Source organism: Klebsiella sp. RHBSTW-00484, from assembly GCF_013705725.1.
GTDB lineage: Bacteria > Pseudomonadota > Gammaproteobacteria > Enterobacterales > Enterobacteriaceae > Klebsiella.
The window spans coordinates 6,050,207-6,075,500 of sequence record NZ_CP055481.1 but is presented as its reverse complement, the minus strand read 5'-3'; the positions used below and the strand labels follow the sequence as shown (position 1 = coordinate 6,075,500).

The window sequence follows — 25,294 nt, the reverse complement described above, 5'->3', positions numbered from 1 at the left end:
GTCGGGTTGATTAGATCCGGCCGTATTTCGCCAGGCCTTCACGCAGAGAACCGGACTGAATAATCAGTTTGGCTTGTTCTAGCTCGCGGCTGTCAATGGATTGCGCCAGTGCTAATACTTCTGCTGCGACCGCCTGCGGTACGCACACCACGCCGTCGATATCCCCAACAATCAAATCCCCTGGATTCACCGTGACATCGCCGATGGTGACGGGCTGGTTGGCTGAAATGGTCTTGAAACGACCAAGCGTAGTGCCTGGGGTTACGGTTTTTGCGTAAACCGGGAAATCGTAATCACGACGGATCTCCGCCAGGTCACGGACGCCGCCGTTCAACACTGCGGCCTCATGTTTATTGGCAACAGCCCCGGCGGTCATTAATCCGCCCCAGACGGCAACGGTTTCCAGTGATGGGTTGCCGGTAATGACGATGACCGAACCGCTGGCGGATTCATCAATGGCATCCAGCGCATGCTGCGGCGGTACTTTTTCGTCAGTGACGTCTTCATAAATAGTGACGGCCGGACCAACGATTTTTTTGTCGTTGATGCGGTTTTTGATTTCAAAAGGCAGGAACATAGTCTTGCCGAGGATCTGATCGCAGGCATCAGCGACAGAAGCGGTGGAATAAATGGCGCGAAAACCGTCGATAATCTCTTTGCTGTACATAACACTTCCTCTTTTTATAACGAATACGGATCTATGGGTTTACCCAGTTAAGCGGCTGTTGGCCTTCAAATGCCCGACGTACTTCATATGCGGCTTTACTTTGCAGCTCGATCACCGACTCTTCGGTAAACCAGGCTGTGTGGTCCGTGCATAGGGTGTTATCCATTTGTAGTAATGGACTTTTTGCACTGAGGGGTTCGGATTCAAAAACATCGAGTCCGGCGGCGAAAATACGTTGTTGCAGTAAGGCGTTGATCAGCGCCTGTTCATCGATAAGTCCGCCGCGCGAGGTATTGACCAGAATGACGCTGGGCTTCATTTTCGCCAGTTCGGCCTCACCAATAAGGTGATGGGTGTCCGGGGTTAATGGTGCGTGAAGGGAGATGAAATCCGCTTCATGGCACAGCGTGTCGAGACTGACCAGGGTCACGCCAGCCAGTAACGCCTGCTCATCGGTAAGTAGCGGATCGACAACCAGAATGCGCTAAAGCCGATCCCGGATGCTTTTTGCACAAAGCAGCGGGAGATACGGCCAAACCCGACGATGCCGAGCGTTTTTCCTGCCAGACGGAACATGGGCTCGCGTTGGCCAACCCCCCACTGGCCATCGCGAACGTCGCGATTGCGGGTGGCGATGCGGCGCGTTGCGGCAAGGAGCAGCGCCAGAGCGTGCTCGGCAACGTCTTCAGATCCATAATCCGGAACGTTGGCGATATAGATTCCTTTCTCTCTTGCCGCCTGGCTATCGATATTGTCTACGCCGACGCCGTAGCGCACGATGATGCGGCACTGAAGCATCGCTTCAATCATGGGGCGACTGACGGTTGCTTCGCGGACCATGACGGCATCAGCATCGCTTACCTGGCGCAACTTCTCTTCCTGAGAGGCATTTGCCGGAACGACAACAAACTTCGGGTCCCACTCGCGTAAAATACTTTCTTCTGCGGAGTAATTTAAATATCCGGGTTCAATAACAACTATCTTCTTCATAATATCTACCACGCTTAATTATAAAATTAAGGATTTAATTTTTATGGCTGTAGCTCGCCGCACCCTGAAAATAGGGTGTGAAATTAGTGAGTATTTTTCAGGCTTTATGTAATTACAGTGTGACGGGTTTAGCGTCCCTGATGGCGATGTTCTTTAACCAGCGAATAATTAATATTGTAACAATGCCGCCGATAAGCATAACTGCGCTTAAATATAACATTGGGGCAGAGTCACTTTTTTCTAAATCGCGTACCAGAGGAATGGTATTTTGCGCGAAGAATCCGCCCAGGTTTGCCAGTGAGTTAATAATAGCAATGCCTGCTGCCGCCGTTGCGCCTGAAAGAAACTTAGTTAAATTCCAGAAGCAAGGTTGAATCGCAAATACTGATAATACAACACCGCAAATACAGATGAAGCTAATAACGGGCTGTGTGAATGTCCAGACCGAGAGCAGCAGGCATATTGCGGCGGTGAACATAGGTAATGCAACATTAATATAAGGGTTCTCGGTGCGTTCTGGTTTACTGGTTATCCAGCGTAGCATTACGATAACCATTGCCCACGGGATCATGTTCACTAAGCCATTCATCATATCGGTGGCACCGAACGTTTTAACGATAGTCGGCATCCAGTAACTGATACCGTAGGCGCCAAAACAGATGAATCCGTATACCAGCGCCAGGGCCAGCACGCGCCAGTCGGTTAGTGACTTACCTAAGCTATTGACCGATTTATCGGTGTTGGCATCCTGTTCGGCCGCCAGTTTTTTAATTAACCAGCTTTTCTCTTCTTTGTTTAAGAAGCGAGCCTGTTCTGGGCCTTGCGGGAACCATAGCAGCACCGGGGCAATCAGCAGAAGCGCCAGCACTCCGGTTGCCAGAAATAACCATTGCCATCCTTCCAGTCCCATAAAACCATGCATACTAAGCAGAGAGCCATTAATTGGGGCGCCAATCATGTTTGCGACCATACTTGCCGTGACTAAATAACCGACAATACGTGGTCGATACTTTAAAGGGAACCATTTAGTGGAGTAGTAAATTAACCCAGGATAAAAGCTGGCTTCGGCAACGCCAAGAATGAAACGCAAGGCGTAAAACGTTGACATTTTTTCGGTCCACGCCAGCGCCATGGTAATGACTCCCCATGACAACAAGCTAATAGTGAACCAGCGCTTAGCACCTACTTTTGATAATATTAAATTTCCGGGAACGCTGAAAACTAAATAACCGATGAAAAAAAGCGATGCACCGAGTCCAAAAGCCGCTTCACTCCATCCGAGGCTATCTACCATTTGTAATTTAGCAAAACTAATATTCTGACGATCTATATACGCCACGATGTACATCAATACCATCAGTGGAACAAGTTTCCTGGTCGTTTTTGTTACGATGATTTTTTCTAAATCATTTTTCGCATCCAGGGACTGTTGTTGTATTGAATGACTCATAACACGTGTTTCCTGAATAAAGTCATAAGGTCTGGTGCGCGTCTCCACACCATGGCATGGAGTCCTGGGTTTGTCTTCATAGAGACGCCGCTGTTTTAGTCAGTTGAGACAATATCACTCAATCTGACATGTCACATAAGATATCACTCATTTTTTATATGACGACAGAGAGCGTAATAAATTGACGTTTAGATCACGAAAAATGGCGATAAAAATGCATTGTAGTGTGATTGTCATCACGAAAAAGTGAGAGGTATGAATGTTTTTGACATGTCAGATTTGAGAATTGGATGTGATGATGGTTCTGCCATTGCAGAAAAAGTCAGTATCCGTCATGAAGAGTGGGAATTTTTTCGTATAACTAACATGTCAGATGTTGGCCCTTTACGAAAGAAAAGGGCCAAACTGGTTATTTGCGGTACAGCACTTTGATGATGTGATAGCCGAACTGGGTGTGCAGTGGGCCGGTAGGTTCCAGCTCCGGGCAGGAGAACACGACTTTATCAAACGCAGGAACCATCTGGCCCTGTTTGAATTCACCTAAGTGGCCGCCTTTTTTGCCTGAAGGGCAAGTAGAGTGTTTCTTCGCCAGTTTCTCGAAATCGCCACCGTTTTTAATCTGCTCCAGCAGGTCGAGGGCCAGTTTCTCTTCTTTAACCAGGATGTGCATTGCTGCCGCTGTTTTAGCCATGATCGCGCCTTGATTGAATGGGGATGAATCAGGGCGCAATAGTAGCATGGGCTAGCGGCGATATAGCACCTTAATGATGTGGTAGCCGAACTTGGTTTTGACCGGCCCGTAAGGCTTCAGCAGCGGACAACTGAAGACGGCTTTATCAAACGGCCCGACCATTACCCCTTGATTAAATTCACCAAGATCGCCGCCGTTGCGGCCGGATGGGCACTTTGAATAGCGCTTTGCCAGGTGATCAAAACTCACGCCGCGCTCCAGCTTCGTAAGGATCTCCTGCGCCAGCTTTTCGTCTTTTACCAGGATGTGCAGGGCTGCTGCGCTCTTTGCCATTATTTTGTTCTCACTTCTCAAAGATGTGCCGTTACTTTACCACCCGTCCTGGGCCTGGACATATACTCTTCGCCATCCCAGGACAGATGTCCCGCCTGGTTAATGGAAGCGGGAGATGAGCGACACTTTTACCCGGTGTATTCCTTCTTGCCCAGGACAGCCGTCCTGTCCTTCCCATCGTGGAGAGAGATAACATGGATGCAATGAAAAAAGCTGAATTTTCAGTCGCCTGGCTTGCCGGGCTTAGCGAGATTGTTGGCGATCCGCAGCTGTATGAATTACTGAAATATTGCCCACTGGAAATTATGCAGCGTTGGCGCTTTGAAGAAATTCCGCGCGGCGCGTTTATCTGTCGACAGGGTGAAATATGCCAGCGTTTTTCGCTGATTATCGCCGGCGAGGTCGATGTCTTTTATGAGGCAGAAGATGGGCGTCGTTACCAGCAGGCACGCTACGGTAAGGGCGACATGCTGGGTGAACTCGAAATCTTCGAGTCGCGCCAGTACATCTGCTCGGTTGTCGCAGTTGGCCATGTACAGCTGCTGAGTTTGTCGCAGGAGCATTTTTGCCGTTGGCTGGCGTTAGATAACCATTTTAACCAGCGGATGCTGCGTTTTTTTAGCCAGCAATATTACCAGCTGTCGAAAAAGGCCAGTAGCGACAACCTCTACTCGCTGCATCAGCGGATGTGCCAGGCATTATGGCAGCGCTACCAACAGAGCGGTGCGCGAGAAATCTTGCTCGATAAGCAGAATCTCAGCCAGGAATTTGCGGCAACCACCCGCAGTATTAACCGTATTTTGCATGACCTGAAAACGCTACAGATTATTGATACCGATGGCGAACGCATCGTGATATTAGCCCCTGAAAAATTAAAGCAGGAGGCTGATATCGGATAACAGCAAAGAGTTAAGGAGACGGGAGAATGGCGCTGCAACCCCATATTCAATTGAGCAAAGAGATGACCGGCGCGCGGTATGCGCTGCTGCCGGGGGATCCGCAGCGGGTGGATCGCATTATCAGTTTTCTTGATAACCCGGAGTTGCTGGGCCAGAACCGGGAGTTTCGCGCCGCGCGCGGCTGGTATCAGGGCATTGAAATTCTGGTGGTTTCCACCGGCATCGGCGGGCCATCCACGGCTATCGCCATTGAAGAGCTGCGTCAGATTGGCGTGACCACCTTAATTCGCATCGGGAGCTGTGGGGCATTGCAGGATAACCTTGCGCTCGGCGATGTGATTATCGCTCATGCTGCGGTTATGGATGATGGTACCAGTCGAACCTATGCGCCAGCGGGTTACCCGGCCTGCGCCGATCCGCGGCTTACCTGGGAACTGATGGCGCAGTCACTTAAAATGAATATCCCCGCGGTCTGCGGTCTGGTGCGTAGCCATGACAGTTTTTATACCGATCGCGAAGCGGAACTGGATGTGCAGTGGTCGGCGCGCGGCATTCTGGGGGCGGATATGGAGAGCGCCGCCCTGATGACCATCGGCGCGCTGCGCGGATTACGCACCGCCTCATTACTCAACGTGGTTGTTGCCCACAACGGTTGCCTCGACAGCAGTATCAATGATTATGTCCAGCAGGAAACGCTGTGCCAACAGGGCGAAGAGCGACAAATTACTTTGGCGCTGCGCGCCATTTATTCCGATAGCCAGCAAGGGGGTCAGTGATGGACTTTTTTAGCATTAACAATGTGATGGTCAACATTCCTCTCGGCGAAGGCGGTTATGCGCTATCGTGGATTGAAGCCATCGGTACCGTGTTTGGCCTGTTGTGCATCTGGTGCGCCAGCCGGGAAAAAATTATCAACTATCTGTTTGGCCTGATTAACGTCACCCTGTTTGCGGCGATTTTTTTCCAGATTCAGCTCTACGCCAGCCTGCTGTTACAGGTGTTTTTCTTCGCCGCCAATATTTACGGCTGGTATGCGTGGAGCCGTCAGAATGATGAGAAAGAAGCCGCGTTGAAGGTGCGCTGGCTCTCCCGCCAGCAGACGTTAATGTTGGGCGGCGTCTGCGTGGTAGCGATTGTGCTGATGACGCAGTTTATCGATCCGGTGTTTGCGACGTTAACCCGTATCATGATCGCCCTGCTGCAAATGACCGGCATGCAGGTTGCGATGCCGGAATTGCAGCCTGACGCGTTCCCGTTCTGGGACTCCACGATGCTGGTGTTGTCCATTGCGGCGATGGTGCTGATGACGCGTAAATACGTGGAAAACTGGCTGCTGTGGGTGCTTATCGACGTGATTAGCGTGGTTATCTACGCGGTGCAGGGCGTTTACGCCATGTCGCTCGAGTACGTCCTGCTGACGGCGATTGCAGTGATGGGATCCTACAGCTGGATCAAGAGTGCTCAGCGCAACGGTTACACGCCGCTTGCCGGGACGGCTTCCTGATTTACAGATTACAGGCTGCCTGAAAGGGTAGCCTGTTGCTCTCTCCGCCTCTCTTTCTGCTACAATCCTCACCCCGTTCGAAGATTGAGCACTATTCCCATGCGTTTAAACCCTGGCCAACAACAAGCCGTCGAATTCGTTACCGGACCGTGCCTGGTGCTGGCGGGTGCCGGTTCCGGTAAGACCCGCGTTATTACCAATAAAATCGCCCACCTGATCCGCGGCTGCGGTTATCAGGCACGCCATATCGCGGCGGTGACTTTTACCAACAAGGCGGCGCGGGAGATGAAAGAGCGCGTCGGGCAAACGCTGGGGCGCAAAGAAGCACGCGGCTTGATGATCTCCACTTTCCATACGCTGGGGCTGGATATTATTAAACGCGAATACGCCGCTTTGGGGATGAAATCTAACTTCTCGCTATTTGACGATACTGATCAGGTGGCGTTGTTAAAAGATCTCACCGAAGGACGGATCGAAGATGACAAAGTGGTGTTCCAGCAGTTGATCTCGACGATCTCAAACTGGAAAAACGATCTGCAAACCCCTTCACAGGCTGCAGCAAATGCGAAAGGCGAACGGGATCGGATCTTTGCCCACTGCTATAGCTTGTACGATGCGCATATGAAAGCCTGCAACGTACTGGATTTTGACGATCTTATCCTGCTGCCAACGCTGTTGTTGCAGCGCAATGAAGAAGTGCGTGAACGCTGGCAGAACAAGATTCGCTATCTGCTGGTGGATGAATATCAGGATACCAACACCAGCCAATATGAACTGGTGAAATTGCTGGTGGGACAACGGGCGCGCTTTACCGTGGTGGGTGACGACGATCAGTCGATCTACTCCTGGCGCGGCGCACGGCCGCAGAACCTCGTCCTGCTCAGTCAGGATTTCCCGGCGCTGCAGGTGATTAAGCTGGAGCAGAACTACCGCTCTTCCGGGCGTATCCTGAAGGCGGCCAACATTTTAATTGCCAATAACCCGCATGTCTTTGAGAAACGCCTGTTTTCCGAGCTGGGCTATGGCGTGGAACTGAAGGTACTTTCCGCCAATAATGAAGAACATGAAGCTGAACGCGTAGCCGGTGAACTGATCGCTCATCACTTTATTAATAAAACCGAATACAAGGACTATGCGATCCTTTATCGCGGCAACCATCAGTCGCGGGTTTTTGAAAAGATGCTGATGCAAAACCGCATCCCGTACAAAATTTCCGGCGGCACGTCGTTTTTCTCCCGCCCGGAAATTAAAGACCTTCTGGCTTATCTACGCGTGTTGACCAATCCGGACGACGACAGCGCTTTCCTGCGTATCGTGAATACGCCAAAGCGTGAAATTGGTTCGGCGACCCTGCAAAAATTGGGCGAGTGGGCTATGGGGCGTAACAAAAGCATGTTTACCGCCAGCTTCGATATGGGACTGAACCAGACGCTAACCGGGCGCGGCTATGAGTCGCTGACCCGCTTCACCCACTGGCTGCGGGAGATCCAGCAGCTCTCAGAGCGTGAGCCAATTGTCGCCGTCCGCGACCTGATCCGCGGGGTGGATTATGAATCCTGGCTCTACGAGACCTCACCCAGCCCGAAAGCCGCCGAAATGCGGATGAAAAACGTCAATATGCTCTTTACCTGGATGACCGAAATGCTGGAAGGGAGCGAAATCGATGAGCCGATGACGCTCACGCAGGTTGTCACCCGCTTCACGCTGCGCGATATGATGGAACGAGGGGAGTCTGATGAAGAGACGGATCAGGTTCAGTTGATGACGCTTCATGCCTCAAAGGGCCTGGAGTTTCCGTATGTTTATCTGGTCGGCATGGAAGAGGGGTTGCTTCCCCATCAAAGCAGCATTGACGAAGACAACGTCGATGAGGAACGACGCCTTGCTTACGTAGGCATCACCCGTGCGCAGAAAGAGCTGACTTTTACGCTATGTCGGGAACGCCGACAGTACGGTGAGCTAGTGCGTCCGGAGCCGAGCCGCTTCCTGCTGGAGCTGCCGCAGGACGACCTGATTTGGGAGCAGGAGCGCAAGGTTATCTCGGCGGAAGAGAGGATGCATAAAGGCCAGGCGAACGTCGCCAACATCCGGGCGATGCTGGCGAAGGCGAAGAAAGGCTGATCTTCAGGCGATGAATTGCTGCCAGGCGGCAGAGAACGGCATAACCAGCAGCAGGGCTGGCAACATATTTGCAGTAGGAAAAGCGCGAATTCCGCAGAGCCGAAAGCCTGTCGCTAGCATGATGATGCCCCCGCAGGCCGTAAAATCAGCCACCATCGATGGATTAATCATCGTCATGATAAAGCTGGCGGCAAAAAAGAGAATAATGAAGACAATAAGCTGAGGCACAAAGATGACGGCGATAATGTAGCCGAGTGCGGAGGCAAAAATCGCGGCGGTGAAGAAGTCGAGGATCGATTTCGTAAACAGTATCGTTGCATCCCCGGTCATACCTTCCGTTAAGGCGCCGAAAATACCGGTGCCGCTGGCGCAGAACAAAATCAATACGGCGATAAATTGATTAGTAAAATCCTCCGCATTGATGCCTGCATCTCCTTTGGTGGGGAATATTTTCTCAATCGGGCCGCGCAGCTTAACGCCTGCGTTTTCGATATGTTTTTCAATATGCGCCAGGCTACCAATAATGGTGCCGACAATGACTGCCAGGGCGATGGGCGGAAGGTTTACCAGTTTGTTGAGGAAAAATACGCCCATGCTGATCGAAATTAATCCGGCAATTAAAGGTAAGGTCTTTTTTAAATGCTCAGGAATAAATCGGTTGAGAGAGGCACCGAAAATTTCACCGACAAGCAGTGAGCCGCTGCAAACAAAAATACCCACTGGCATAGCATCTCCTCATTTTTATGTGGCGGATAAATAAAAGGGCCTGATTGCAGGCCCCTTTATCATAATCATGCTCAATTATTTAATATTGAATACGCGGCTGGCGTTGCCCCAGGCGATTTTATTTTTCAGTTCCGTCTCCATTTCCAGCGGATCAAACCAATCGCAGGCTTGATGGATATCTTCGTACGGATAATCGACGGAGAACATCACGCGATCCGGGCCCATAATATCCAGCGCATTTTGCAGAGAATAGGTATTAAAGTGACCGCTGGTGGTGACGATGAAGTTATTCTGCAAATAGTGCATTAACGGTTTTTCCGCTTTACCCAAACCGCAACCGAAGCGCTGACGGTAGAGACGATGCTGAGTACGCGGCAGCATGTGAACCAGGCCTTCACCTAAATGCCCCAGCACCAGATTCAGATTAGGATAACGGTCAAACAGGCCGCTCATCATCAGGCGAATAGCGTGAACTGCGGTTTCCTGGGCAAAACCCCAGGCTGAGCCGATCAGGCTTTCATAGCCAGTGTAGATCCCGCGTGCCGGGCCTTCCAGAGGTTCACGAGGATGCAGGTAAACCGGGACGTTAAGCTCGTTCACTTTATCCCAAAATACCAGCATGGATTCATCATCCAGGTACAGGCCGTGTTCGCTATCCTGAACGTTGGTGTAACCGTTAATCAGTGCGCCTTTCATGCCGAGTTTTTTAACCGCACGCTCCAGTTCTTCAGCAGCGGCTTCCGGGTTTTGCAATGCGAGGGTAGCAAAAGCGCTGAATTTATCTGGATTGGGTTTCACATAGTTTTCGACAATATAGTCGTTAGTTTCACGAGCGAAGGAAACCGCCTCGGCTTTATTAAGAATAGACTGTGCGCCAGGTGAAGTTAATGACAAAATAACGTGATCAATATTACGTTGAGCCATTTCGTCAAGCTGGTAGCTGCGATCTAATAACCGACGCTCAACGTCTTTCATATAATCAGAGCCATTTCTTGCCGCTTCGCCGGTAGAATCCCAAAGGCTGTTATTTTTAGGTGTTGAAACGTGTTCTTCTAAAGCGATTTTTCCACGCATGATATATTCCTCTGAACTGTTTTTTCGTATGACTTGATGCGAGGAGAATAAGTTTTTTTAGGTATTGACGGCAATAAGAGGAATGTAATACGGGTTATCAGAAAAACTAATACAGTATTATTTTTGAAAGCTTAAAAATTAATAAAGGATGGTATTGCTACCCGTCACAGCAAAGTTGGCGATCAGTGACCGTAACCAGATGTGCCCGGGATCGCGGTGCAGGCGCTGATGCCAGACCTGGCGAATTGCAATTTCCGGCAGTGAGAACGGCAGCGGCCAGCTGCGGCAGGGATAGCGATGGATGATATGGTGCGCCAATTGCTCCGGTACGACGGCGATCAGCTCGCTGCCTGCAACCAGCTCACCCGCGCCTAAAAAGCTGGGCAGCGTAAGGGAGATACGACGTGGCATACCGTACTCATTGAGCAACTTATCAATATCACCGTGCCCGGTACCGTTGACATGAACCGCCAGATGCTTTTCCAGCCGCCAGTTTTCAGCGGTAAACGTGGAGCAGATTCTGGGGTGATTTTCTGCCGCCAGGCAGACATATGATTGATTAAACAGGCGCTGTTGGTAAACGCTATCCGGTAGCTGCATCAGATAACCGATGGCTAAATCACACTTACCTGACTCGAGAGCACCCAGCGTTTGATCATCAATATTCAGCACTGAAAAGGTAATCGCTTCCGCATTCTGCTGCTGTAATTGCGCTTGCAGCGGCGGTAACAACGTCATCTGGCTGATATCGGTCATGCCGATGGTGAAATTACGCGTGCTGGTTTGCGGGATAAATTCAGGGTTACCAGGCAGTTCGTTATCGACCAACTGAAGAATGGTAAAAATGGTCTGTGCAATATCGTCAGCTCGCGGCGTGGGTATCATTCGCTGCCCGACGCGCACGAACAGGGGGTCGTCAAAATGGTCGCGTAGTTTTTTCAATAGCAGGCTACCGGTAGGCTGACTGATGTTCAGCGCTTCGGCGGCAGACGAAACATTCCCCAGGCGGAAGAGGGCGGAAAAAAAACGCAGCGATTTGAAATCCAGTTCTTCCCGCATCATCTCTTCCTGTCAGGACTATTTTGTCGCGCTATCCCCGTTGAGCAGCAGCGGCCAATGGACATAGCTTTGCCACTGGCACTCTTGTTCTACCATCTCCCGCCCCAGCGGATGATTTTCCAGCCAACCCTCCGGCAGCGTCAGCGTGAGTTTCTCGCCTTCGGCGGCCAGCGCGATCATCGGCAGCAGGTCGTCGCGTCGACGGCTGGCAAACAGGATCGCCAGACGCAGCAGACGGCACATGTGCTCAGCCACCCTCGGCGGAACTGCGTTCTGTTGATGAATCGAAGAGAGATCGACCGCGTTGGTTTGGTTTAATAACAGCGTCGCGAGCAGCTTTTTTTGCGCAGGCGTGAAGCCGGGCAGGTCGAGATTTCGAACGAGCCAGGCCGCGTGCAGAGGCGCTTGCTTATACTCTACGCTCAGGCCTATTTCATGCAGCTGACAGGCACTTTGCAGCAGATCGAAGCATAATGGCTCAATATCCCAACTATTTTCCACCTGACGAACAAAATGCGCGGACAGCTGTGCAACGCGCTGCGCCTGCTCGGTATCCACCAGAAATCGGCGCTGAATATTACGCAGCGTGCGGCTACGAATATCCTGATCGACCGACAGATGCAGCATGCCGTAGACAAGACCTTCACGCAGTGCCCCACCCGCGAGGGTCATACACTGAATGTTCAGCTCACTGAAAATGGCCATCAGTATTGCCAGACCGCTCGGGAAGACTAACGCCCGTTCGAGCGTTAAGCCTTCAATCTCCAGCTCTTCCAGACGACCGCACTGAATCGCGCGCTGTTTGAGCTGTTGTAGCTTGGCTAAGGTGATGCGTTCATCCATCCCCTGCGCCATCATGATTTCCTGCAAGGCCTGAACGGTGCCTGAGGCACCGACGCACACTTTCCAGCCGTGATAGCGCAGAACATCGGCCACGGGGCGCAGCACTTCGCGCGCGGCGGTTTCGGCAAGGTCGAAATTTTCTTTGGTGAGGCTGCGATCGGCGAAGTAGCGCTCCAGCCAGGTGACGCAGCCCATCGACAGGCTGAAAAGCGAGGTGGTTTGCGCACCGGTTCCGGTAACCAGCTCAGTACTGGCTCCGCCGATATCCACGACCAGACGCTGATCCGCGCCGCCAGTGGTATGCGCAACGCCCTGATAAATCAGACGTGCTTCCTCTTCTCCGCTGATGACCTGCACCGGGCAGCCGAGGATTTCCCGCGCTTTTTCCAGAAATTCGCCAGCGTTCACTGCCAGGCGCAGCGTCGCGGTGGCGACCACGCGAATTTGCGCTGGAGGTATATCCTGCAGGCGTTCGGCAAACAGACGTAAACATTGCCAACCGCGTTCCATTGCTTCTGCGGAGAGCGTATTGTCGCTATTCAGACCGGCAGCCAAACGCACTTTGCGTTTAATACGACTGAGGGTCTGGATGCTCCCCGCCACCTCGCGTACAACCAACATATGAAAGCTATTGGAACCCAGGTCGATAGCTGCATAGAGCGAGGTGGAGCTCATACACTTCATCCTTCAAATTGCCTCTGTGTTGGCTGCGTTCTCTTACCCGAATCACTTACCAGAGTAGGCTCATCGGGATTCGTTCTCTTGCCGCCTTGATGCAACTTGAACGATTTTGTGTATGGCATATTGCTTTAACCTGAACGACGACGGTTACGTGGCGGACCGTTACGGCGTGGACCGTTACCCGGACGCGGACGCGTCAGGCGTAGCGCCCTTGGCAGATCGGTCATGAGCGCATCTGGATTGTATTTGCTCACCGGAATCGAATGTCCAATATAGGTTTCGATAGCCGGCAGGTTCAACGCGTACTCTTCACAAGCCAGGCTGATTGAGTGACCGCTAGCGCCAGCGCGTCCGGTACGACCGATGCGGTGAACGTAGTCTTCACAATCGTCCGGTAGGTCGTAGTTAAAGACGTGAGTAACCGCTGGGATATGCAGACCACGTGCGGCTACATCTGTCGCCACCAGGATATCGATATCGCCACGGGTGAACTCTTCGAGAATTCGTAGACGTTTTTTCTGCGCGACGTCACCGGTCAACAGGCCAACGCGATGCCCGTCTGCTGCCAGATGGCCCCAGACATCCTCACAGCGATGTTTGGTATTGGCGAAGATAATTGCACGATCGGGCCACTCTTCTTCCAGCAGCGTCTGCAGCAGGCGCATTTTTTCTTCGTTGGAAGGATAGAATAACTCTTCTTTAATACGGTGACCTGTTTTCTGCTCCGGCTCGACTTCAACGTATTCGGCGTTGTTCATTTGCTCGAACGCCAGTTCACGCACGCGATAAGAAAGGGTGGCAGAAAACAGCATGTTCAGGCGCTGATTGGCCGGCGGCATACGACGGAACAGCCAACGAATATCTTTAATAAAGCCGAGATCGTACATGCGATCGGCTTCGTCGAGGACAACAACCTGAATGGCGCCGAGGTTGATATGGTTCTGTTTGGCGTAGTCGATAAGGCGACCGGTGGTACCGATCAGAATATCAACGCCGCTTTCCAGTACTTTCAACTGCTTGTCGTAGCCGTCACCGCCGTATGCGAGGCCGAGCTTCAGACCGGCAGTCTGTGCCAGCGGTTCTGCATCTGCGTGGATCTGCACTGCCAGTTCACGGGTCGGAGCCATGATCAGTGCGCGCGGCTGGTTGACCTGGCGGTCAGCAATGGCCGGGTGAGTGAGAAGATAATGAAACGTTGACGTAAGAAACGCCATCGTTTTACCGGTACCGGTTTGCGCCTGCCCGGCAACATCACGACCTTCCAGCGTCAGCGGGAGAGCGAGTGCCTGGATGGGTGTGCAATTATGAAACCCTTTTGTTTCAAGGGCTTCAATCACTGCCGGGTGCAGGGCGAAGTCGGAAAACTTCTGTTCTGTTAAGTGTGTTTTGCTCATAGTGTGGTAGAATATCAGCTAACTATTGCATTAAGAAAGCGTATCCGGTGAAATAACGTCAACCTTTCGTTGGCTATGCATGAAATGACTCAAGGTGCGTCTGCGGCAACTGAACGAATCCTCGAAAGCTTAGACTACTTAAGCGAGCCGGGGTGACAAATCTGCGATAAGCCGGTTTGAATACAGATTGCTTTGACTCCTGAGCGGCGAGGTCCATGATGGGCCGTGTCACGTAGGTGGCTTAAAGGGGCATCCTGAAAATAGCGTGCATAACGTAGCATCGACACGTCGTTGATGACTGCGACACCAACACACCAGGCTTATTCCTGTGGAGTTAAATATGAGCGATAAAATTATTCACCTGACTGACGACAGTTTTGACACGGACGTACTCAAGGCTGACGGGCTAACCCTCGTCGATTTCTGGGCAGAGTGGTGTGGTCCGTGCAAAATGATCGCCCCGATTCTGGATGAGATCGCTGAAGAGTATCAGGGCAAACTGACCATTGCGAAACTGAACATCGATCAGAACCCGGGTACTGCGCCGAAATACGGCATTCGCGGCATCCCGACTCTGCTGCTGTTCAAAAATGGCGAAGTTGCAGCAACCAAAGTTGGCGCGCTGTCCAAAGGCCAGTTGAAAGAGTTCCTCGACGCCAATCTGGCGTAAGCGATTTGCTATTCCGGCGTCCAGACTCCTATTTTTTGCGGATCTCTGGACGCCCGGCAAGAGTCGTGCTAAGTTAATTCCAGACTTCGTTTTAAACATACCTTTGTTTGAATCTTGTTTTACCCAAAGCATCCCGCAAAAAATGCGCGTGAAGCTAATAATTCCGGGCTTATCACTCATTCCGTCTAGTCGTTTCAGTTCTGCGTTCTTTCCTGTGACCAGGCGACGTACAGACACGAGATGAAAGCCGTTAACAGGCATGGATGTTCCTGCCATACCATTCACAACATTAAGTTCGAGTTTTACCCCGAGTTTAAGAACCCACACCATTATGAATCTTACCGAATTAAAGAATACGCCGGTTTCTGAGCTGATTACTCTCGGCGAAAATATGGGTCTGGAAAACCAGGCACGTATGCGCAAGCAGGACATCATTTTTGCCATCCTGAAGCAGCACGCAAAGAGTGGCGAAGATATCTTTGGCGACGGTGTGCTGGAGATACTGCAGGACGGATTTGGTTTCCTCCGTTCTGGAGACAGCTCCTACCTCGCCGGTCCTGATGACATCTACGTATCCCCTAGCCAAATCCGCCGTTTCAACCTCCGCACTGGTGACACCATTTCCGGTAAGATTCGTCCTCCTAAAGAGGGTGAGCGTTACTTTGCATTGTTGAAAGTTAACGAAGTTAACTACGACAAGCCGGAAAACGCGCGTAATAAGATTCTGTTCGAGAACTTAACGCCGCTGCACGCAAACTCACGTCTGCGTATGGAACGTGGTAACGGTTCTACGGAAGACTTAACTGCTCGCGTCCTGGATCTGGCATCGCCGATCGGTCGTGGTCAGCGTGGTCTGATTGTTGCACCGCCGAAAGCGGGTAAAACCATGCTGCTGCAGAACATTGCACAGAGCATTGCGTACAACCACCCTGATTGCGTGCTGATGGTGCTGCTGATCGACGAACGTCCGGAAGAAGTAACCGAGATGCAGCGTCTGGTGAAAGGTGAAGTTATTGCTTCCACCTTTGACGAACCGGCATCCCGTCACGTTCAGGTTGCGGAAATGGTTATCGAGAAAGCGAAACGTCTGGTTGAACACAAGAAAGACGTTATCATCCTGCTCGACTCCATCACCCGTCTGGCTCGTGCCTACAACACCGTGGTACCGGCTTCCGGTAAAGTGTTGACCGGTGGTGTTGACGCCAACGCCCTGCATCGTCCGAAGCGTTTCTTCGGTGCTGCGCGTAACGTGGAAGAGGGCGGCAGCCTGACGATTATCGCCACGGCTCTGGTCGATACCGGCTCTAAAATGGATGAAGTTATCTATGAAGAGTTTAAAGGTACCGGCAACATGGAACTGCACCTCTCGCGTAAGATCGCTGAAAAACGCGTCTTCCCGGCTATCGACTACAACCGTTCCGGTACGCGTAAAGAAGAGCTGCTCACCACTCAGGAAGAGCTGCAGAAGATGTGGATCCTGCGTAAAATCATCCATCCGATGGGTGAAATCGACGCGATGGAGTTCCTCATCAATAAACTGGCGATGACCAAAACTAACGATGACTTCTTCGACATGATGAAGCGCTCGTAAGTAAAAAAAACCAGAGAACGCCACGCTATTGCGTGGCGTTTTGTTTTCTGGGTTTGTATGATCCAGAAAGGGAAAACAAAGCGGGTGTTATCGTATGATGTGTGCGGCACAATATCAGGCAGAGAGAACTTTAACAGACTAAAATCTATACAATAAATTTGTAATGTTCTGCTTTACCCCTTCAGGAGTTGAGACATCATCGTTATACTTCCCGGATTAACTATGCTGAGAGCACATGCGTTGTGAATTTACTCACTGCTATTACTGAATTAATCAGTATTTTCTTATTCACTACCCTATTTATATTTGTTGCTCGTAAGGCGGCAAAAAGAGTTGGGTTGGTGGATAAACCTAACTATCGCAAACGGCATCAGGGTTTGATTCCGTTAGTCGGTGGTATCTCAGTTTATGCAGGTATTTGTTTTACGTTTGCTATCGCAGATTATTATATCCCCCACGCGCGGTTATATCTGTCTTGCGCTGGGGTGCTTGTGCTGGTTGGTGCACTAGACGACCGCTTTGATATCAGTGTAAAAATTCGCGCGGTTATTCAGGCCGCCATCGCCGTCATTATGATGACTGTCGGTAATCTTCATCTTAGTAGCCTGGGTTTTATTTTTGGTTCGTGGGAGCTGGTGCTCGGCCCTTTCGGATTCTTCCTCACTCTTTTCGCCGTTTGGGCTGCGATCAATGCCTTCAATATGGTTGATGGTATTGATGGTCTGCTTGGCGGTCTCTCCTCTGTCTCTTTCGCGGCGACGGGCATCATTCTGTGGTTTGATGGTCAATACAGCCTGGCGATGTGGTGTTTTGCGATGATCGCCGCCATTTTGCCCTATATTTTACTTAACCTCGGTGCGCTTGGTCGTCGCTACAAGGTCTTTATGGGTGATGCCGGTAGTACCATGATTGGCTTCACTATCATCTGGATCCTGCTGGAGACCACGCAAGGCAAAACGCACCCCATTAGCCCGGTTACCGCGCTGTGGATTATTGCCATTCCGTTGATGGATATGGTGGCGATTATGTATCGCCGCCTGCGTAAAGGGATGAGTCCGTTCTCCCCGGACCGTCAACACATTCATCATTTAATCATGCGTGCCGGGTTTACTTCCCGCCAGGCATTCGTGCTGATCACCCTGGCCGCCGCGTTGCTGGCGCTGGTAGGCGTGGTGGCGGAATACACCCGTATTGTTCCTGAATGGGTGATGTTGATACTGTTTTTGTTAGCCTTCTTCCTTTATGGCTACTGCATTAAACGCGCCTGGAAAGTGGCGCGTCTGGTTAAGCGCATTAGACGCAGAATACGGCGACACAGCAGCAATAATCCAAATTAACCAAGTAAGTCTGGGGACGTGATGACTCAACCATTACCGGGAGCACGAGCAGTGAACGTTGAGAATGAGCTGGATATTCGCGGGTTGTTTCGCGCCTTATGGGCAGGAAAAAGCTGGATAGCAGGTACGGCAGTGCTCTTTGCGCTGATTGTTCTGGTTTATACCTTTTTTGCTCGCCAGGAGTGGAGCGCAACGGCGATTACTGACCGGCCAACAGTGAATATGCTGGGCGGCTACTATTCGCAGCAGCAGTTCTTACGCAATCTCGACATCAAGGCCAATCTTGTATCGGTCGATCAACCTTCGGTAATGGACGAGGCGTACAAAGAGTTCATTATGCAGCAGGCGTCCTGGGATACCCGGCGCGACTTCTGGCTGCAAACGGATTACTACAAACAGCGTCAGTCGGGCAACGCCCGCGCGGATGCTGCATTGTTGGATGACCTGATCAACGACATTCAGTTTATGCCCGGCGATGCGCTAAAAAGCGTCAATGATAGCGTGAAGCTAACGGCCGAAACGGCACCGGATGCTAACAACTTGCTGCGTCAGTATGTCGCTTTCGCCAGCCAGCGTGCGGCAGGGCATCTGAACGATGAACTGAAAGGTGCCTGGGCGGCGCGGACCGTGCAGATGAAAGCGCAGGTAAAGCGACAGGAAGAGGTGGCTCGTGAGATTTTCAATCGCCGCAACCATAGCGTGGAGCAGGCGCTGAAAGTCGCACAACAGCACAACATTTCTCGCAGCGAAACCGATATTCCGCCTGACCAACTGCCGGATTCGGAACTGTTTTTACTGGGGCGGCCGATGCTGCAGGCTCGACTGGAAAACCTACAGGCAGTGGGGCCGGAATACGATATCGACTATGACCAAAGTCGAGCAATGCTAACAACATTGAACGTTGGGCCAACGCTGGACCCGCGTTTTCAGACTTACCGGTATTTGCGAACACCTGAAGAACCGGTAAAACGCGATAGCCCGCGCCGCGTATTTCTGATGGTGATGTGGGGGATTGTGGGCGCGCTCATCGGCGCAGGCGTTGCGTTATCGCGTCGCCGTATCCAGTGAATGCAGCCTGTGATGAAGGACATTCGGCCTTCATCACCTAATCGAAGAGAATCGATGTGAAAGTACTAACCGTATTTGGCACGAGACCAGAAGCCATCAAGATGGCGCCTCTGGTACATGCGCTGGCAAGGGATCCTCATTTTGAGGCGAAAGTTTGCGTGACCGCGCAGCATCGGGAGATGCTCGATCAGGTGTTGAAACTTTTTTCTATTGTTCCGGATTATGACCTCAATATTATGCAGCCGGGTCAGGGGCTGACGGAGATTACCTGCCGCATCCTTGAGGGATTAAAGCCGGTGCTGGAGTCATTCAAACCGGACGTCGTGCTGGTGCATGGCGACACTACCACCACGATGGCGGCGAGCCTGGCGGCTTTCTATCAACGTATCCCGGTGGGTCATGTCGAAGCAGGGTTGCGCACGGGCGATTTGAACTCTCCGTGGCCGGAAGAGGGGAACCGCACGTTAACCGGACGGCTGGCGACGTACCATTTTGCGCCGACGGAAACCTCGCGACAGAACCTGCTGCAGGAGAACATTGCGGATGCTCAAATTACGGTCACGGGTAACACGGTGATTGATGCATTGTTCTGGGTACGCGATCGCGTGTTGAGCAACGAAGCGTTAAGCAGTGAACTGACCGAGCGCTATTCCTTCCTTGGCAATGGCAAGAAGATGATCCTGGTTACCGGGCATCGTCGGGAGAGCTTCGGTCGCGGTTTTGAGCAAATCTGCCATGCGCTGGCGGAAATTGCTGCTAATAACCCGGACGTACAAATTGTTTACCCGGTTCATCTGAACCCGAACGTCAGCGAACCGGTTAACCGCATTCTCGGCCATGTTGATAACGTCATGCTGATTGAGCCGCAGGACTATCTGCCGTTTGTCTGGTTGATGAATCGCGCATGGCTGATTCTCACCGACTCCGGCGGTATTCAGGAGGAAGCGCCGTCGCTTGGCAAGCCGGTGCTGGTGATGCGTGAAATGACTGAGCGCCCGGAAGCTGTCAGCGCTGGCACCGTGCGCCTGGTGGGTACTGACAGCCAGCGCATCGTCGATGAGGTCACGCGCTTACTGCAAGATGAGTCCGCGTATCAAGCCATGAGCCGGGCGCATAACCCGTACGGCGATGGACAAGCGTGTCATCGTATTTTGTCCGCACTTAAAAATAATCAGGTAACGCTATGAGCTTTTCTACCATTTCGGTAATTGGCCTTGGGTATATTGGCCTGCCAACTGCAGCCGCCTTCGCCTCCCGGCAAAAGCGGGTGGTCGGCGTTGATATCAATCAACATGCCGTGGAGACCATTAACCGTGGTGAAATTCATATCGTGGAGCCGGATCTGGCGAGCGTCGTCAAAACGGCGGTCGAGCAGGGTTATCTGAGTGCAACCACCGCGCCGGTGGAAGCCGACGCTTACCTGATTGCGGTACCGACGCCGTTTAAAGACCTGCATGAGCCGGATATGGTTTTCGTTGAATCGGCGGCCAAATCTATCGCGCCGACGCTGAAGAAAGGCTCACTGGTGATCCTCGAATCCACTTCCCCTGTCGGCTCAACCGAGCTGATGGCAGGCTGGCTGGCGGAAATGCGCCCTGATCTGAGCTTCCCGCAGCAGGTCGGCGAAGCGGCGGATGTGAATATCGCCTACTGCCCGGAGCGCGTACTGCCGGGACAGGTCATGGTTGAGCTGATTAAGAACGATCGCGTGATCGGTGGAATGTCCCCAGTTTGCTCCGCCCGCGCGAGCGATCTGTATAAAATTTTCCTCGAAGGGGAATGCGTGGTGACCAACTCGCGTACCGCCGAGATGTGCAAGCTGACCGAAAACAGCTTCCGCGACGTCAATATTGCGTTTGCCAATGAACTCTCGCTGATTTGCGCCGATCAGGGGATTAACGTCTGGGAACTGATTCGCCTGGCAAATCGCCATCCGCGCGTCAATATTCTTCAGCCCGGTCCGGGCGTTGGCGGCCACTGCATCGCGGTCGACCCGTGGTTTATCGTGGCGCAGAACCCACAGCAGGCGCGGCTTATCCGCACCGCGCGCGAGGTGAACGACCATAAACCAGAATGGGTGATCGACCAGGTTAAAGCGAGGGTTGCCGACTGCCTCGCGGCCAGCAATAAGCGCGCCAGCGAGCTGAAAATAGCCTGCTTCGGCCTCGCATTTAAACCCAATATCGATGACCTGCGTGAAAGTCCGGCTATGGCGATTGCCGTGCAAATCGCCCGCTGGCATGGCGGCGAGACGTTGGTTGTTGAACCGAATATTCATCAATTGCCGCAGAAGCTCGACGGTCTGTGCACTCTGGCGCAACTGGACGACGCGCTAGCGAACGCCGATGTGCTGGTGATGTTGGTCGATCATAATGAGTTTAAAGCAATTAGCGGAGATAGCGTCAGCCAGCAGTTTATCGTCGATACCAAAGGGGTCTGGCGGTGAGAACGATTCTGGTCACCGGCGGAGCCGGGTTTATCGGTTCGGCGGTGGTACGCGAAATTATCACTGAGACCGCCGATAACGTGGTGGTCGTTGATAAGCTGACCTACGCCGGGAATCTGATGTCACTGGCTCCTGTTGCTCAAGATGCTCGCTTTGCCTTTGAGCAGGTGGATATCTGCGATCGAGCGGAGCTGGATCGAGTATTTAGCCATCATCAGCCCGATATCGTGATGCACCTGGCCGCCGAAAGCCACGTTGACCGCTCAATCGATGGTCCAGCGGCGTTTATTGAAACCAATATCGTCGGTACCTATACGCTGCTGGAAGCGACGCGGGCTTACTGGAATGGGCTCAAGGATGGCCAAAAATCGGCCTTTCGCTTCCACCACATCTCGACGGATGAGGTCTATGGCGATCTGCATGATAGCAACGCCTTTTTTATCGAAACCACGCCTTATGCGCCAAGCAGCCCCTATTCGGCTTCGAAGGCCAGCAGCGACCATTTGGTGCGCGCCTGGCAGCGCACCTATGGCCTGCCGACGCTGGTCACCAACTGTTCGAATAACTACGGCCCGTATCATTTCCCGGAAAAACTCATTCCGCTGACCATCCTCAACGCGCTGGCTGGCAAGCCGCTGCCGGTTTATGGCAACGGGCAGCAGATTCGCGACTGGCTGTATGTGGAAGATCACGCCAGGGCGCTGTATCGGGTGGCGACGAGCGGTGAGCCGGGCGAAACTTACAATATCGGCGGCCATAACGAACGGAAGAATATCGAGGTGGTGGAAACCATTTGCGATCTGCTGGAGGAGCTAGCGCCGCACAAACCGAATGGCCTGGGGCGCTATCGCGATCTCATCACCTTCGTTGCTGACCGTCCTGGACACGATCTGCGCTACGCCATCGATGCGACGAAAATTGAGCGTGAGCTGAGCTGGACGCCGGACGAAACGTTTACCAGCGGGATGCGCAAAACCGTTCAGTGGTACCTGGCCAATGAAGCCTGGTGGCAGCAGGTGCTGGATGGCAGTTATCAAGGCGAACGCCTGGGGCTGCAAGCCTGAGTGCTTGAGGGGGAAAAATGAAAGGTATTATCCTGGCAGGCGGTTCTGGTACCCGCCTGCATCCGATCACGCGCGGCGTCTCAAAGCAGCTGCTACCCATCTACGACAAGCCGATGATCTACTACCCGCTCTCGGTGCTGATGCTGGCCGGGATCCGCGAAGTCCTGATTATCACCACGCCGGATGACCAGCACGATTTTCAGCGCCTGCTTGGCGATGGCTCGGAGTTCGGCGTGCAGTTAAGCTATGCCGCCCAGCCTAGCCCGGATGGATTAGCGCAGGCGTTTATCATCGGCGAGGAGTTCCTCAACGGCGAACCCTCATGCCTGGTGCTGGGCGACAACATCTTTTTCGGTCAGGGTTTTAGTCCGAAGCTGCGCAGCGTAGCGGCCCGCACAACCGGGGCGACGGTGTTCGGCTATCAGGTCATGGATCTTGAACGCTTTGGCGTGGTGGAGTTTGATGACGATTTTCGTGCAATCTCGCTGGAAGAGAAGCCAAAGCAGCCCAAATCCAACTGGGCGGTGACCGGCCTCTATTTCTACGACGGTAAAGTGACGGAGTACGCGAAAAAGGTTAAACCCTCGGCGCGCGGCGAGCTGGAGATTACTTCTATCAATCAAATGTACCTCGACGATGGCGCATTGACGGTGGAGCTGCTGGGCCGTGGTTTTGCCTGGCTGGATACCGGCACGCACGACAGCCTGATTGAAGCCAGCATGTTTGTACAAACCGTTGAAAAACGCCAGGGTTTCAAAATTGCCTGTCTGGAGGAGATCGCCTGGCGTAACGGTTGGCTGGACGACGACGGCGTCAAACGCGCGGCGAAGCAACTGGAAAAAACCGGCTACGGCCAATATTTACTGGATCTTCTCCGTGCCCGCCCGCGCCAGTATTGATCCCCTGGATTGGGAAAACCGCTTCTTCGGCGTCAACAGCGCTATTTTGCGTTTTGGCACTGACGCGCCGCCGCTGACGGCGCAAGCGTTGTCCGGATGGTCGCGGGTGCAGGCGAAAGTCGCGGCGGATGATACCGCCCGCCTGGATGCGCTGCAGGCATTAGGCTTCCGGCTGGTGGAGGGGGAGGTCGATCTTGCGCTTGCGCTGACTACCTCTGACGATGTCGGAGCTGAGCTGGCGACAGAGGCGGATATTCCTCGGCTGCGCGAGCTGGCGGCGCTGGCCTTTGCTCAGAGCCGTTTTCGCGCCCCCTGGTACGCAGCCGATGCCAGCGGTCGTTTTTACGCCCAGTGGATTGAAAACGCGGTGCGGGGGACTTTCGATCACCAGTGCCTGATTTTTCGCGCGCCCGATGGCGATATCCGCGCGTTTGTCTCTCTGCGCCAGCTCAACGAATGCGAGGCAAGGATTGGCCTGTTAGCCGGACGCGGAGCCGGAGCGGAACTGATGCAGGCGGCACGGCACTGGGCCGCGCAGCGTGAACTGACTACATTGCGGGTGGCGACCCAGATGGGCAACACCGCCGCGCTTAAACGTTACATTCTTAGCGGTGCGAATGTGGAAAGCACCGCGTACTGGTTATACAGGTGAAATGATGATTCCATTTAACGCGCCGCCGGTGGTGGGAACCGAACTTGATTATATGCAGTCCGCAATGGGCAGCGGTAAGCTGTGCGGCGATGGCGGTTTTACCCGCCGCTGCCAGCAGTGGATGGAGCAGCGCTTCGGCACGGTAAAAGCGTTGTTGACGCCGTCCTGCACGGCCTCATTAGAGATGGCCGCGCTGCTGCTGGATATCCAGCCGGGCGATGAAGTGATTATGCCGAGCTACACCTTCGTCTCCACCGCCAACGCCTTCGTACTGCGCGGAGCGAAAATCGTCTTTGTCGATATTCGTCGCGATACCATGAATATCGATGAAACGCTGATTGAAGCGGCAATTACCGAAAAAACCCGGGCGATTGTGCCGGTCCACTATGCGGGCGTGGCCTGCGAGATGGACACCATTATGGCCATCGCCAATAAACACGACCTGTTTGTGGTGGAAGATGCCGCCCAGGGCGTGATGTCTACCTATAAGGGGCGGGCGCTCGGCACCATTGGTCATATCGGCTGCTTCAGCTTCCATGAAACCAAAAACTACACCGCGGGCGGCGAAGGCGGCGCGACGCTGATTAACGATCGTAAGCTGGTGGAGCGTGCGGAGATCATTCGCGAAAAAGGCACCAACCGCAGCCAGTTCTTCCGTGGTCTGGTGGATAAATACACCTGGCGCGATATTGGCTCCAGCTACCTGATGTCCGATCTACAGGCGGCCTACCTGTGGGCACAGCTGGAAGCGGCGGAGCGGATTAACCAGCAGCGCCTGACGCTATGGCAGAGCTACTATGACGCGCTGTTGCCGCTGGCGCGTGCCGATCGCATTGACCTGCCGACTATCCCGGCAGATTGCGGGCAAAACGCGCATATGTTTTATATCAAGCTGCGCGATATTGACGATCGCAGCAAGCTGATCGCCTGGCTGAAAGAAGCGGAGATTCTGGCAGTGTTCCACTATATTCCACTGCATAGCTGCCCGGCGGGGGAGAACTTCGGTGTGTTCCACGGTGCGGATCGTTATACCACCCAGGAGAGCGAGCGCCTGCTGCGCCTGCCGTTATTCTACAATTTGTCGGCGGTAAACCAGCGTACGGTGATTAACTCGCTGCTGAGCTATTTTTCCTGA

General features: G+C 52.9%; 25 protein-coding genes. 14 read left to right on the top strand and 11 right to left on the bottom strand.

From position 1 onward, the window contains the following. Positions 1 to 10 precede the first annotated feature (10 nt). From HV213_RS28580 to ppiC (HV213_RS28560), 6 genes are all read right to left on the bottom strand, one after another. Positions 11 to 667, bottom strand: coding sequence for an RraA family protein (locus tag HV213_RS28580; RefSeq protein WP_181484177.1), 657 nt, complete (start codon positions 665 to 667; stop codon positions 11 to 13). Positions 668 to 698: 31 nt separating this feature from the next. Continuing rightward, positions 699 to 1,097, bottom strand: coding sequence for an NAD(P)-dependent oxidoreductase (locus HV213_RS33625; RefSeq protein WP_275944285.1), 399 nt, complete (start codon positions 1,095 to 1,097; stop codon positions 699 to 701). Beyond that, positions 1,094 to 1,657 carry an NAD(P)-dependent oxidoreductase gene (locus HV213_RS33620; protein ID WP_275944284.1) on the bottom strand — a complete coding sequence of 188 codons (564 nt, stop codon included), beginning with the start codon at positions 1,655 to 1,657 and terminating at the stop codon, positions 1,094 to 1,096. Before HV213_RS33620 ends, HV213_RS33625 begins: the two co-directional genes overlap by 4 nt. Before the next feature lie 112 nt (positions 1,658 to 1,769). Then, positions 1,770 to 3,107 (bottom strand): MFS transporter, encoded by a 1,338-nt coding sequence (locus HV213_RS28570; protein ID WP_181484176.1) that lies wholly within the window; start codon positions 3,105 to 3,107, stop codon positions 1,770 to 1,772. 409 nt (positions 3,108 to 3,516) lie between these two features. After that, positions 3,517 to 3,798 (bottom strand): peptidylprolyl isomerase PpiC, encoded by a 282-nt coding sequence (ppiC, locus tag HV213_RS28565; RefSeq protein ID WP_110276900.1) that lies wholly within the window; start codon positions 3,796 to 3,798, stop codon positions 3,517 to 3,519. 51 nt (positions 3,799 to 3,849) lie between these two features. Further along, positions 3,850 to 4,131, bottom strand: coding sequence for a peptidylprolyl isomerase PpiC (gene ppiC, locus HV213_RS28560; protein WP_110276899.1), 282 nt, complete (start codon positions 4,129 to 4,131; stop codon positions 3,850 to 3,852). 194 nt (positions 4,132 to 4,325) lie between these two features. Between ppiC (HV213_RS28560) and HV213_RS28555 the strand changes: the two genes are divergently transcribed. The 4 genes from HV213_RS28555 to rep all read left to right on the top strand — a co-directional run bounded on the left by HV213_RS28555 (position 4,326) and on the right by rep (position 8,655). After that, the gene (locus tag HV213_RS28555) at positions 4,326 to 5,030 is read left to right on the top strand and encodes a Crp/Fnr family transcriptional regulator (protein ID WP_181484175.1); all 705 of its coding nucleotides are present in this window, start codon (positions 4,326 to 4,328) and stop codon (positions 5,028 to 5,030) included. A 26-nt stretch (positions 5,031 to 5,056) separates the two neighbouring features. Then, positions 5,057 to 5,806, top strand: coding sequence for a nucleoside phosphorylase (locus HV213_RS28550; RefSeq protein WP_181484174.1), 750 nt, complete (start codon positions 5,057 to 5,059; stop codon positions 5,804 to 5,806). Then, entirely contained in the window at positions 5,806 to 6,534 is a 729-nt protein-coding gene (pnuC, locus tag HV213_RS28545; protein WP_181484173.1) for a nicotinamide riboside transporter PnuC, read from the top strand. The genes HV213_RS28550 and pnuC overlap by 1 nt, the downstream gene beginning before the upstream one ends. 99 nt (positions 6,535 to 6,633) lie before the next feature. Continuing rightward, positions 6,634 to 8,655 (top strand): DNA helicase Rep, encoded by a 2,022-nt coding sequence (gene rep, locus HV213_RS28540; RefSeq protein ID WP_181484172.1) that lies wholly within the window; start codon positions 6,634 to 6,636, stop codon positions 8,653 to 8,655. A 3-nt stretch (positions 8,656 to 8,658) separates the two neighbouring features. Here the strand turns inward: rep and HV213_RS28535 are convergent, their stop codons facing one another. From HV213_RS28535 to rhlB, 5 genes are all read right to left on the bottom strand, one after another. Beyond that, positions 8,659 to 9,381: a DUF554 domain-containing protein gene (locus HV213_RS28535; protein WP_181484171.1), complete on the bottom strand. Its 723-nt coding sequence runs from the start codon at positions 9,379 to 9,381 to the stop codon at positions 8,659 to 8,661. 75 nt (positions 9,382 to 9,456) lie between these two features. Next, entirely contained in the window at positions 9,457 to 10,455 is a 999-nt protein-coding gene (locus HV213_RS28530) for an amidohydrolase family protein (protein ID WP_181484170.1), read from the bottom strand. A gap of 138 nt (positions 10,456 to 10,593) precedes the next feature. Further along, positions 10,594 to 11,514: a LysR family transcriptional regulator gene (locus HV213_RS28525; protein WP_181486519.1), complete on the bottom strand. Its 921-nt coding sequence runs from the start codon at positions 11,512 to 11,514 to the stop codon at positions 10,594 to 10,596. A gap of 18 nt (positions 11,515 to 11,532) precedes the next feature. Continuing rightward, positions 11,533 to 13,041, bottom strand: a complete 1,509-nt coding sequence (gene gppA / locus HV213_RS28520) for a guanosine-5'-triphosphate,3'-diphosphate diphosphatase (protein ID WP_181484169.1) — start codon at positions 13,039 to 13,041, stop codon at positions 11,533 to 11,535. A gap of 125 nt (positions 13,042 to 13,166) precedes the next feature. Beyond that, positions 13,167 to 14,432, bottom strand: coding sequence for an ATP-dependent RNA helicase RhlB (gene rhlB, locus HV213_RS28515; RefSeq protein ID WP_110276892.1), 1,266 nt, complete (start codon positions 14,430 to 14,432; stop codon positions 13,167 to 13,169). Positions 14,433 to 14,772: 340 nt separating this feature from the next. Here rhlB and trxA point away from each other — a divergent pair, with 340 nt between their 5' ends. From trxA to rffA, 10 genes are all read left to right on the top strand, one after another. Further along, positions 14,773 to 15,102: a thioredoxin TrxA gene (gene trxA, locus HV213_RS28510; RefSeq protein WP_004097507.1), complete on the top strand. Its 330-nt coding sequence runs from the start codon at positions 14,773 to 14,775 to the stop codon at positions 15,100 to 15,102. A 331-nt stretch (positions 15,103 to 15,433) separates the two neighbouring features. Continuing rightward, complete coding sequence (rho, locus tag HV213_RS28505) at positions 15,434 to 16,693, top strand: transcription termination factor Rho (RefSeq protein ID WP_110276891.1); 1,260 nt, start codon at positions 15,434 to 15,436, stop codon at positions 16,691 to 16,693. A gap of 242 nt (positions 16,694 to 16,935) precedes the next feature. After that, a complete protein-coding gene (gene wecA, locus HV213_RS28500) occupies positions 16,936 to 18,030 on the top strand; it encodes a UDP-N-acetylglucosamine--undecaprenyl-phosphate N-acetylglucosaminephosphotransferase (protein WP_110276890.1) in 1,095 nt (364 codons plus the stop codon). A 21-nt stretch (positions 18,031 to 18,051) separates the two neighbouring features. Further along, a complete protein-coding gene (gene wzzE / locus HV213_RS28495) occupies positions 18,052 to 19,098 on the top strand; it encodes an ECA polysaccharide chain length modulation protein (RefSeq protein ID WP_181484168.1) in 1,047 nt (348 codons plus the stop codon). 56 nt (positions 19,099 to 19,154) lie between these two features. Next, positions 19,155 to 20,285, top strand: coding sequence for a non-hydrolyzing UDP-N-acetylglucosamine 2-epimerase (gene wecB, locus HV213_RS28490; RefSeq protein ID WP_112216131.1), 1,131 nt, complete (start codon positions 19,155 to 19,157; stop codon positions 20,283 to 20,285). Further along, on the top strand, positions 20,282 to 21,544 hold the full coding sequence (wecC, locus tag HV213_RS28485) for a UDP-N-acetyl-D-mannosamine dehydrogenase (protein WP_181484167.1): 1,263 nt from the start codon (positions 20,282 to 20,284) through the stop codon (positions 21,542 to 21,544). Before wecB ends, wecC begins: the two co-directional genes overlap by 4 nt. After that, on the top strand, positions 21,541 to 22,608 hold the full coding sequence (gene rffG / locus HV213_RS28480) for a dTDP-glucose 4,6-dehydratase (protein WP_181484166.1): 1,068 nt from the start codon (positions 21,541 to 21,543) through the stop codon (positions 22,606 to 22,608). Before wecC ends, rffG begins: the two co-directional genes overlap by 4 nt. Before the next feature lie 17 nt (positions 22,609 to 22,625). Next, positions 22,626 to 23,507 carry a glucose-1-phosphate thymidylyltransferase RfbA gene (gene rfbA, locus HV213_RS28475; protein ID WP_181484165.1) on the top strand — a complete coding sequence of 294 codons (882 nt, stop codon included), beginning with the start codon at positions 22,626 to 22,628 and terminating at the stop codon, positions 23,505 to 23,507. Continuing rightward, positions 23,485 to 24,159 (top strand): dTDP-4-amino-4,6-dideoxy-D-galactose acyltransferase, encoded by a 675-nt coding sequence (gene rffC / locus HV213_RS28470; RefSeq protein ID WP_181484164.1) that lies wholly within the window; start codon positions 23,485 to 23,487, stop codon positions 24,157 to 24,159. The genes rfbA and rffC overlap by 23 nt, the downstream gene beginning before the upstream one ends. A 4-nt stretch (positions 24,160 to 24,163) precedes the next feature. Beyond that, a complete protein-coding gene (gene rffA / locus HV213_RS28465) occupies positions 24,164 to 25,294 on the top strand; it encodes a dTDP-4-amino-4,6-dideoxygalactose transaminase (protein WP_181486518.1) in 1,131 nt (376 codons plus the stop codon).

Excerpts from the sequence above, each read along its gene's own strand:
- rfbA (WP_181484165.1), top strand. The coding sequence starts at position 22,626 with ATGAAAGGTATTATCCTGGCAGGCGGTTCTGGTACCCGCCTGCATCCG.
- ppiC (WP_110276900.1), bottom strand. The coding sequence starts at position 3,798 with ATGGCTAAAACAGCGGCAGCAATGCACATCCTGGTTAAAGAAGAGAAA.
- pnuC (WP_181484173.1), top strand. The coding sequence starts at position 5,806 with ATGGACTTTTTTAGCATTAACAATGTGATGGTCAACATTCCTCTCGGC.
- HV213_RS28570 (WP_181484176.1), bottom strand. The coding sequence starts at position 3,107 with ATGAGTCATTCAATACAACAACAGTCCCTGGATGCGAAAAATGATTTA.
- HV213_RS33620 (WP_275944284.1), bottom strand. The coding sequence starts at position 1,657 with ATGAAGAAGATAGTTGTTATTGAACCCGGATATTTAAATTACTCCGCA.
- rffA (WP_181486518.1), top strand. The coding sequence starts at position 24,164 with ATGATTCCATTTAACGCGCCGCCGGTGGTGGGAACCGAACTTGATTAT.
- HV213_RS28555 (WP_181484175.1), top strand. The coding sequence starts at position 4,326 with ATGGATGCAATGAAAAAAGCTGAATTTTCAGTCGCCTGGCTTGCCGGG.
- HV213_RS28530 (WP_181484170.1), bottom strand. The coding sequence starts at position 10,455 with ATGCGTGGAAAAATCGCTTTAGAAGAACACGTTTCAACACCTAAAAAT.
- wecC (WP_181484167.1), top strand. The coding sequence starts at position 20,282 with ATGAGCTTTTCTACCATTTCGGTAATTGGCCTTGGGTATATTGGCCTG.
- ppiC (WP_110276899.1), bottom strand. The coding sequence starts at position 4,131 with ATGGCAAAGAGCGCAGCAGCCCTGCACATCCTGGTAAAAGACGAAAAG.
- wzzE (WP_181484168.1), top strand. The coding sequence starts at position 18,052 with ATGACTCAACCATTACCGGGAGCACGAGCAGTGAACGTTGAGAATGAG.
- rep (WP_181484172.1), top strand. The coding sequence starts at position 6,634 with ATGCGTTTAAACCCTGGCCAACAACAAGCCGTCGAATTCGTTACCGGA.
- HV213_RS28535 (WP_181484171.1), bottom strand. The coding sequence starts at position 9,381 with ATGCCAGTGGGTATTTTTGTTTGCAGCGGCTCACTGCTTGTCGGTGAA.
- trxA (WP_004097507.1), top strand. The coding sequence starts at position 14,773 with ATGAGCGATAAAATTATTCACCTGACTGACGACAGTTTTGACACGGAC.
- HV213_RS28525 (WP_181486519.1), bottom strand. The coding sequence starts at position 11,514 with ATGCGGGAAGAACTGGATTTCAAATCGCTGCGTTTTTTTTCCGCCCTC.
- HV213_RS28580 (WP_181484177.1), bottom strand. The coding sequence starts at position 667 with ATGTACAGCAAAGAGATTATCGACGGTTTTCGCGCCATTTATTCCACC.
- rho (WP_110276891.1), top strand. The coding sequence starts at position 15,434 with ATGAATCTTACCGAATTAAAGAATACGCCGGTTTCTGAGCTGATTACT.
- rhlB (WP_110276892.1), bottom strand. The coding sequence starts at position 14,432 with ATGAGCAAAACACACTTAACAGAACAGAAGTTTTCCGACTTCGCCCTG.
- HV213_RS28550 (WP_181484174.1), top strand. The coding sequence starts at position 5,057 with ATGGCGCTGCAACCCCATATTCAATTGAGCAAAGAGATGACCGGCGCG.
- gppA (WP_181484169.1), bottom strand. The coding sequence starts at position 13,041 with ATGAAGTGTATGAGCTCCACCTCGCTCTATGCAGCTATCGACCTGGGT.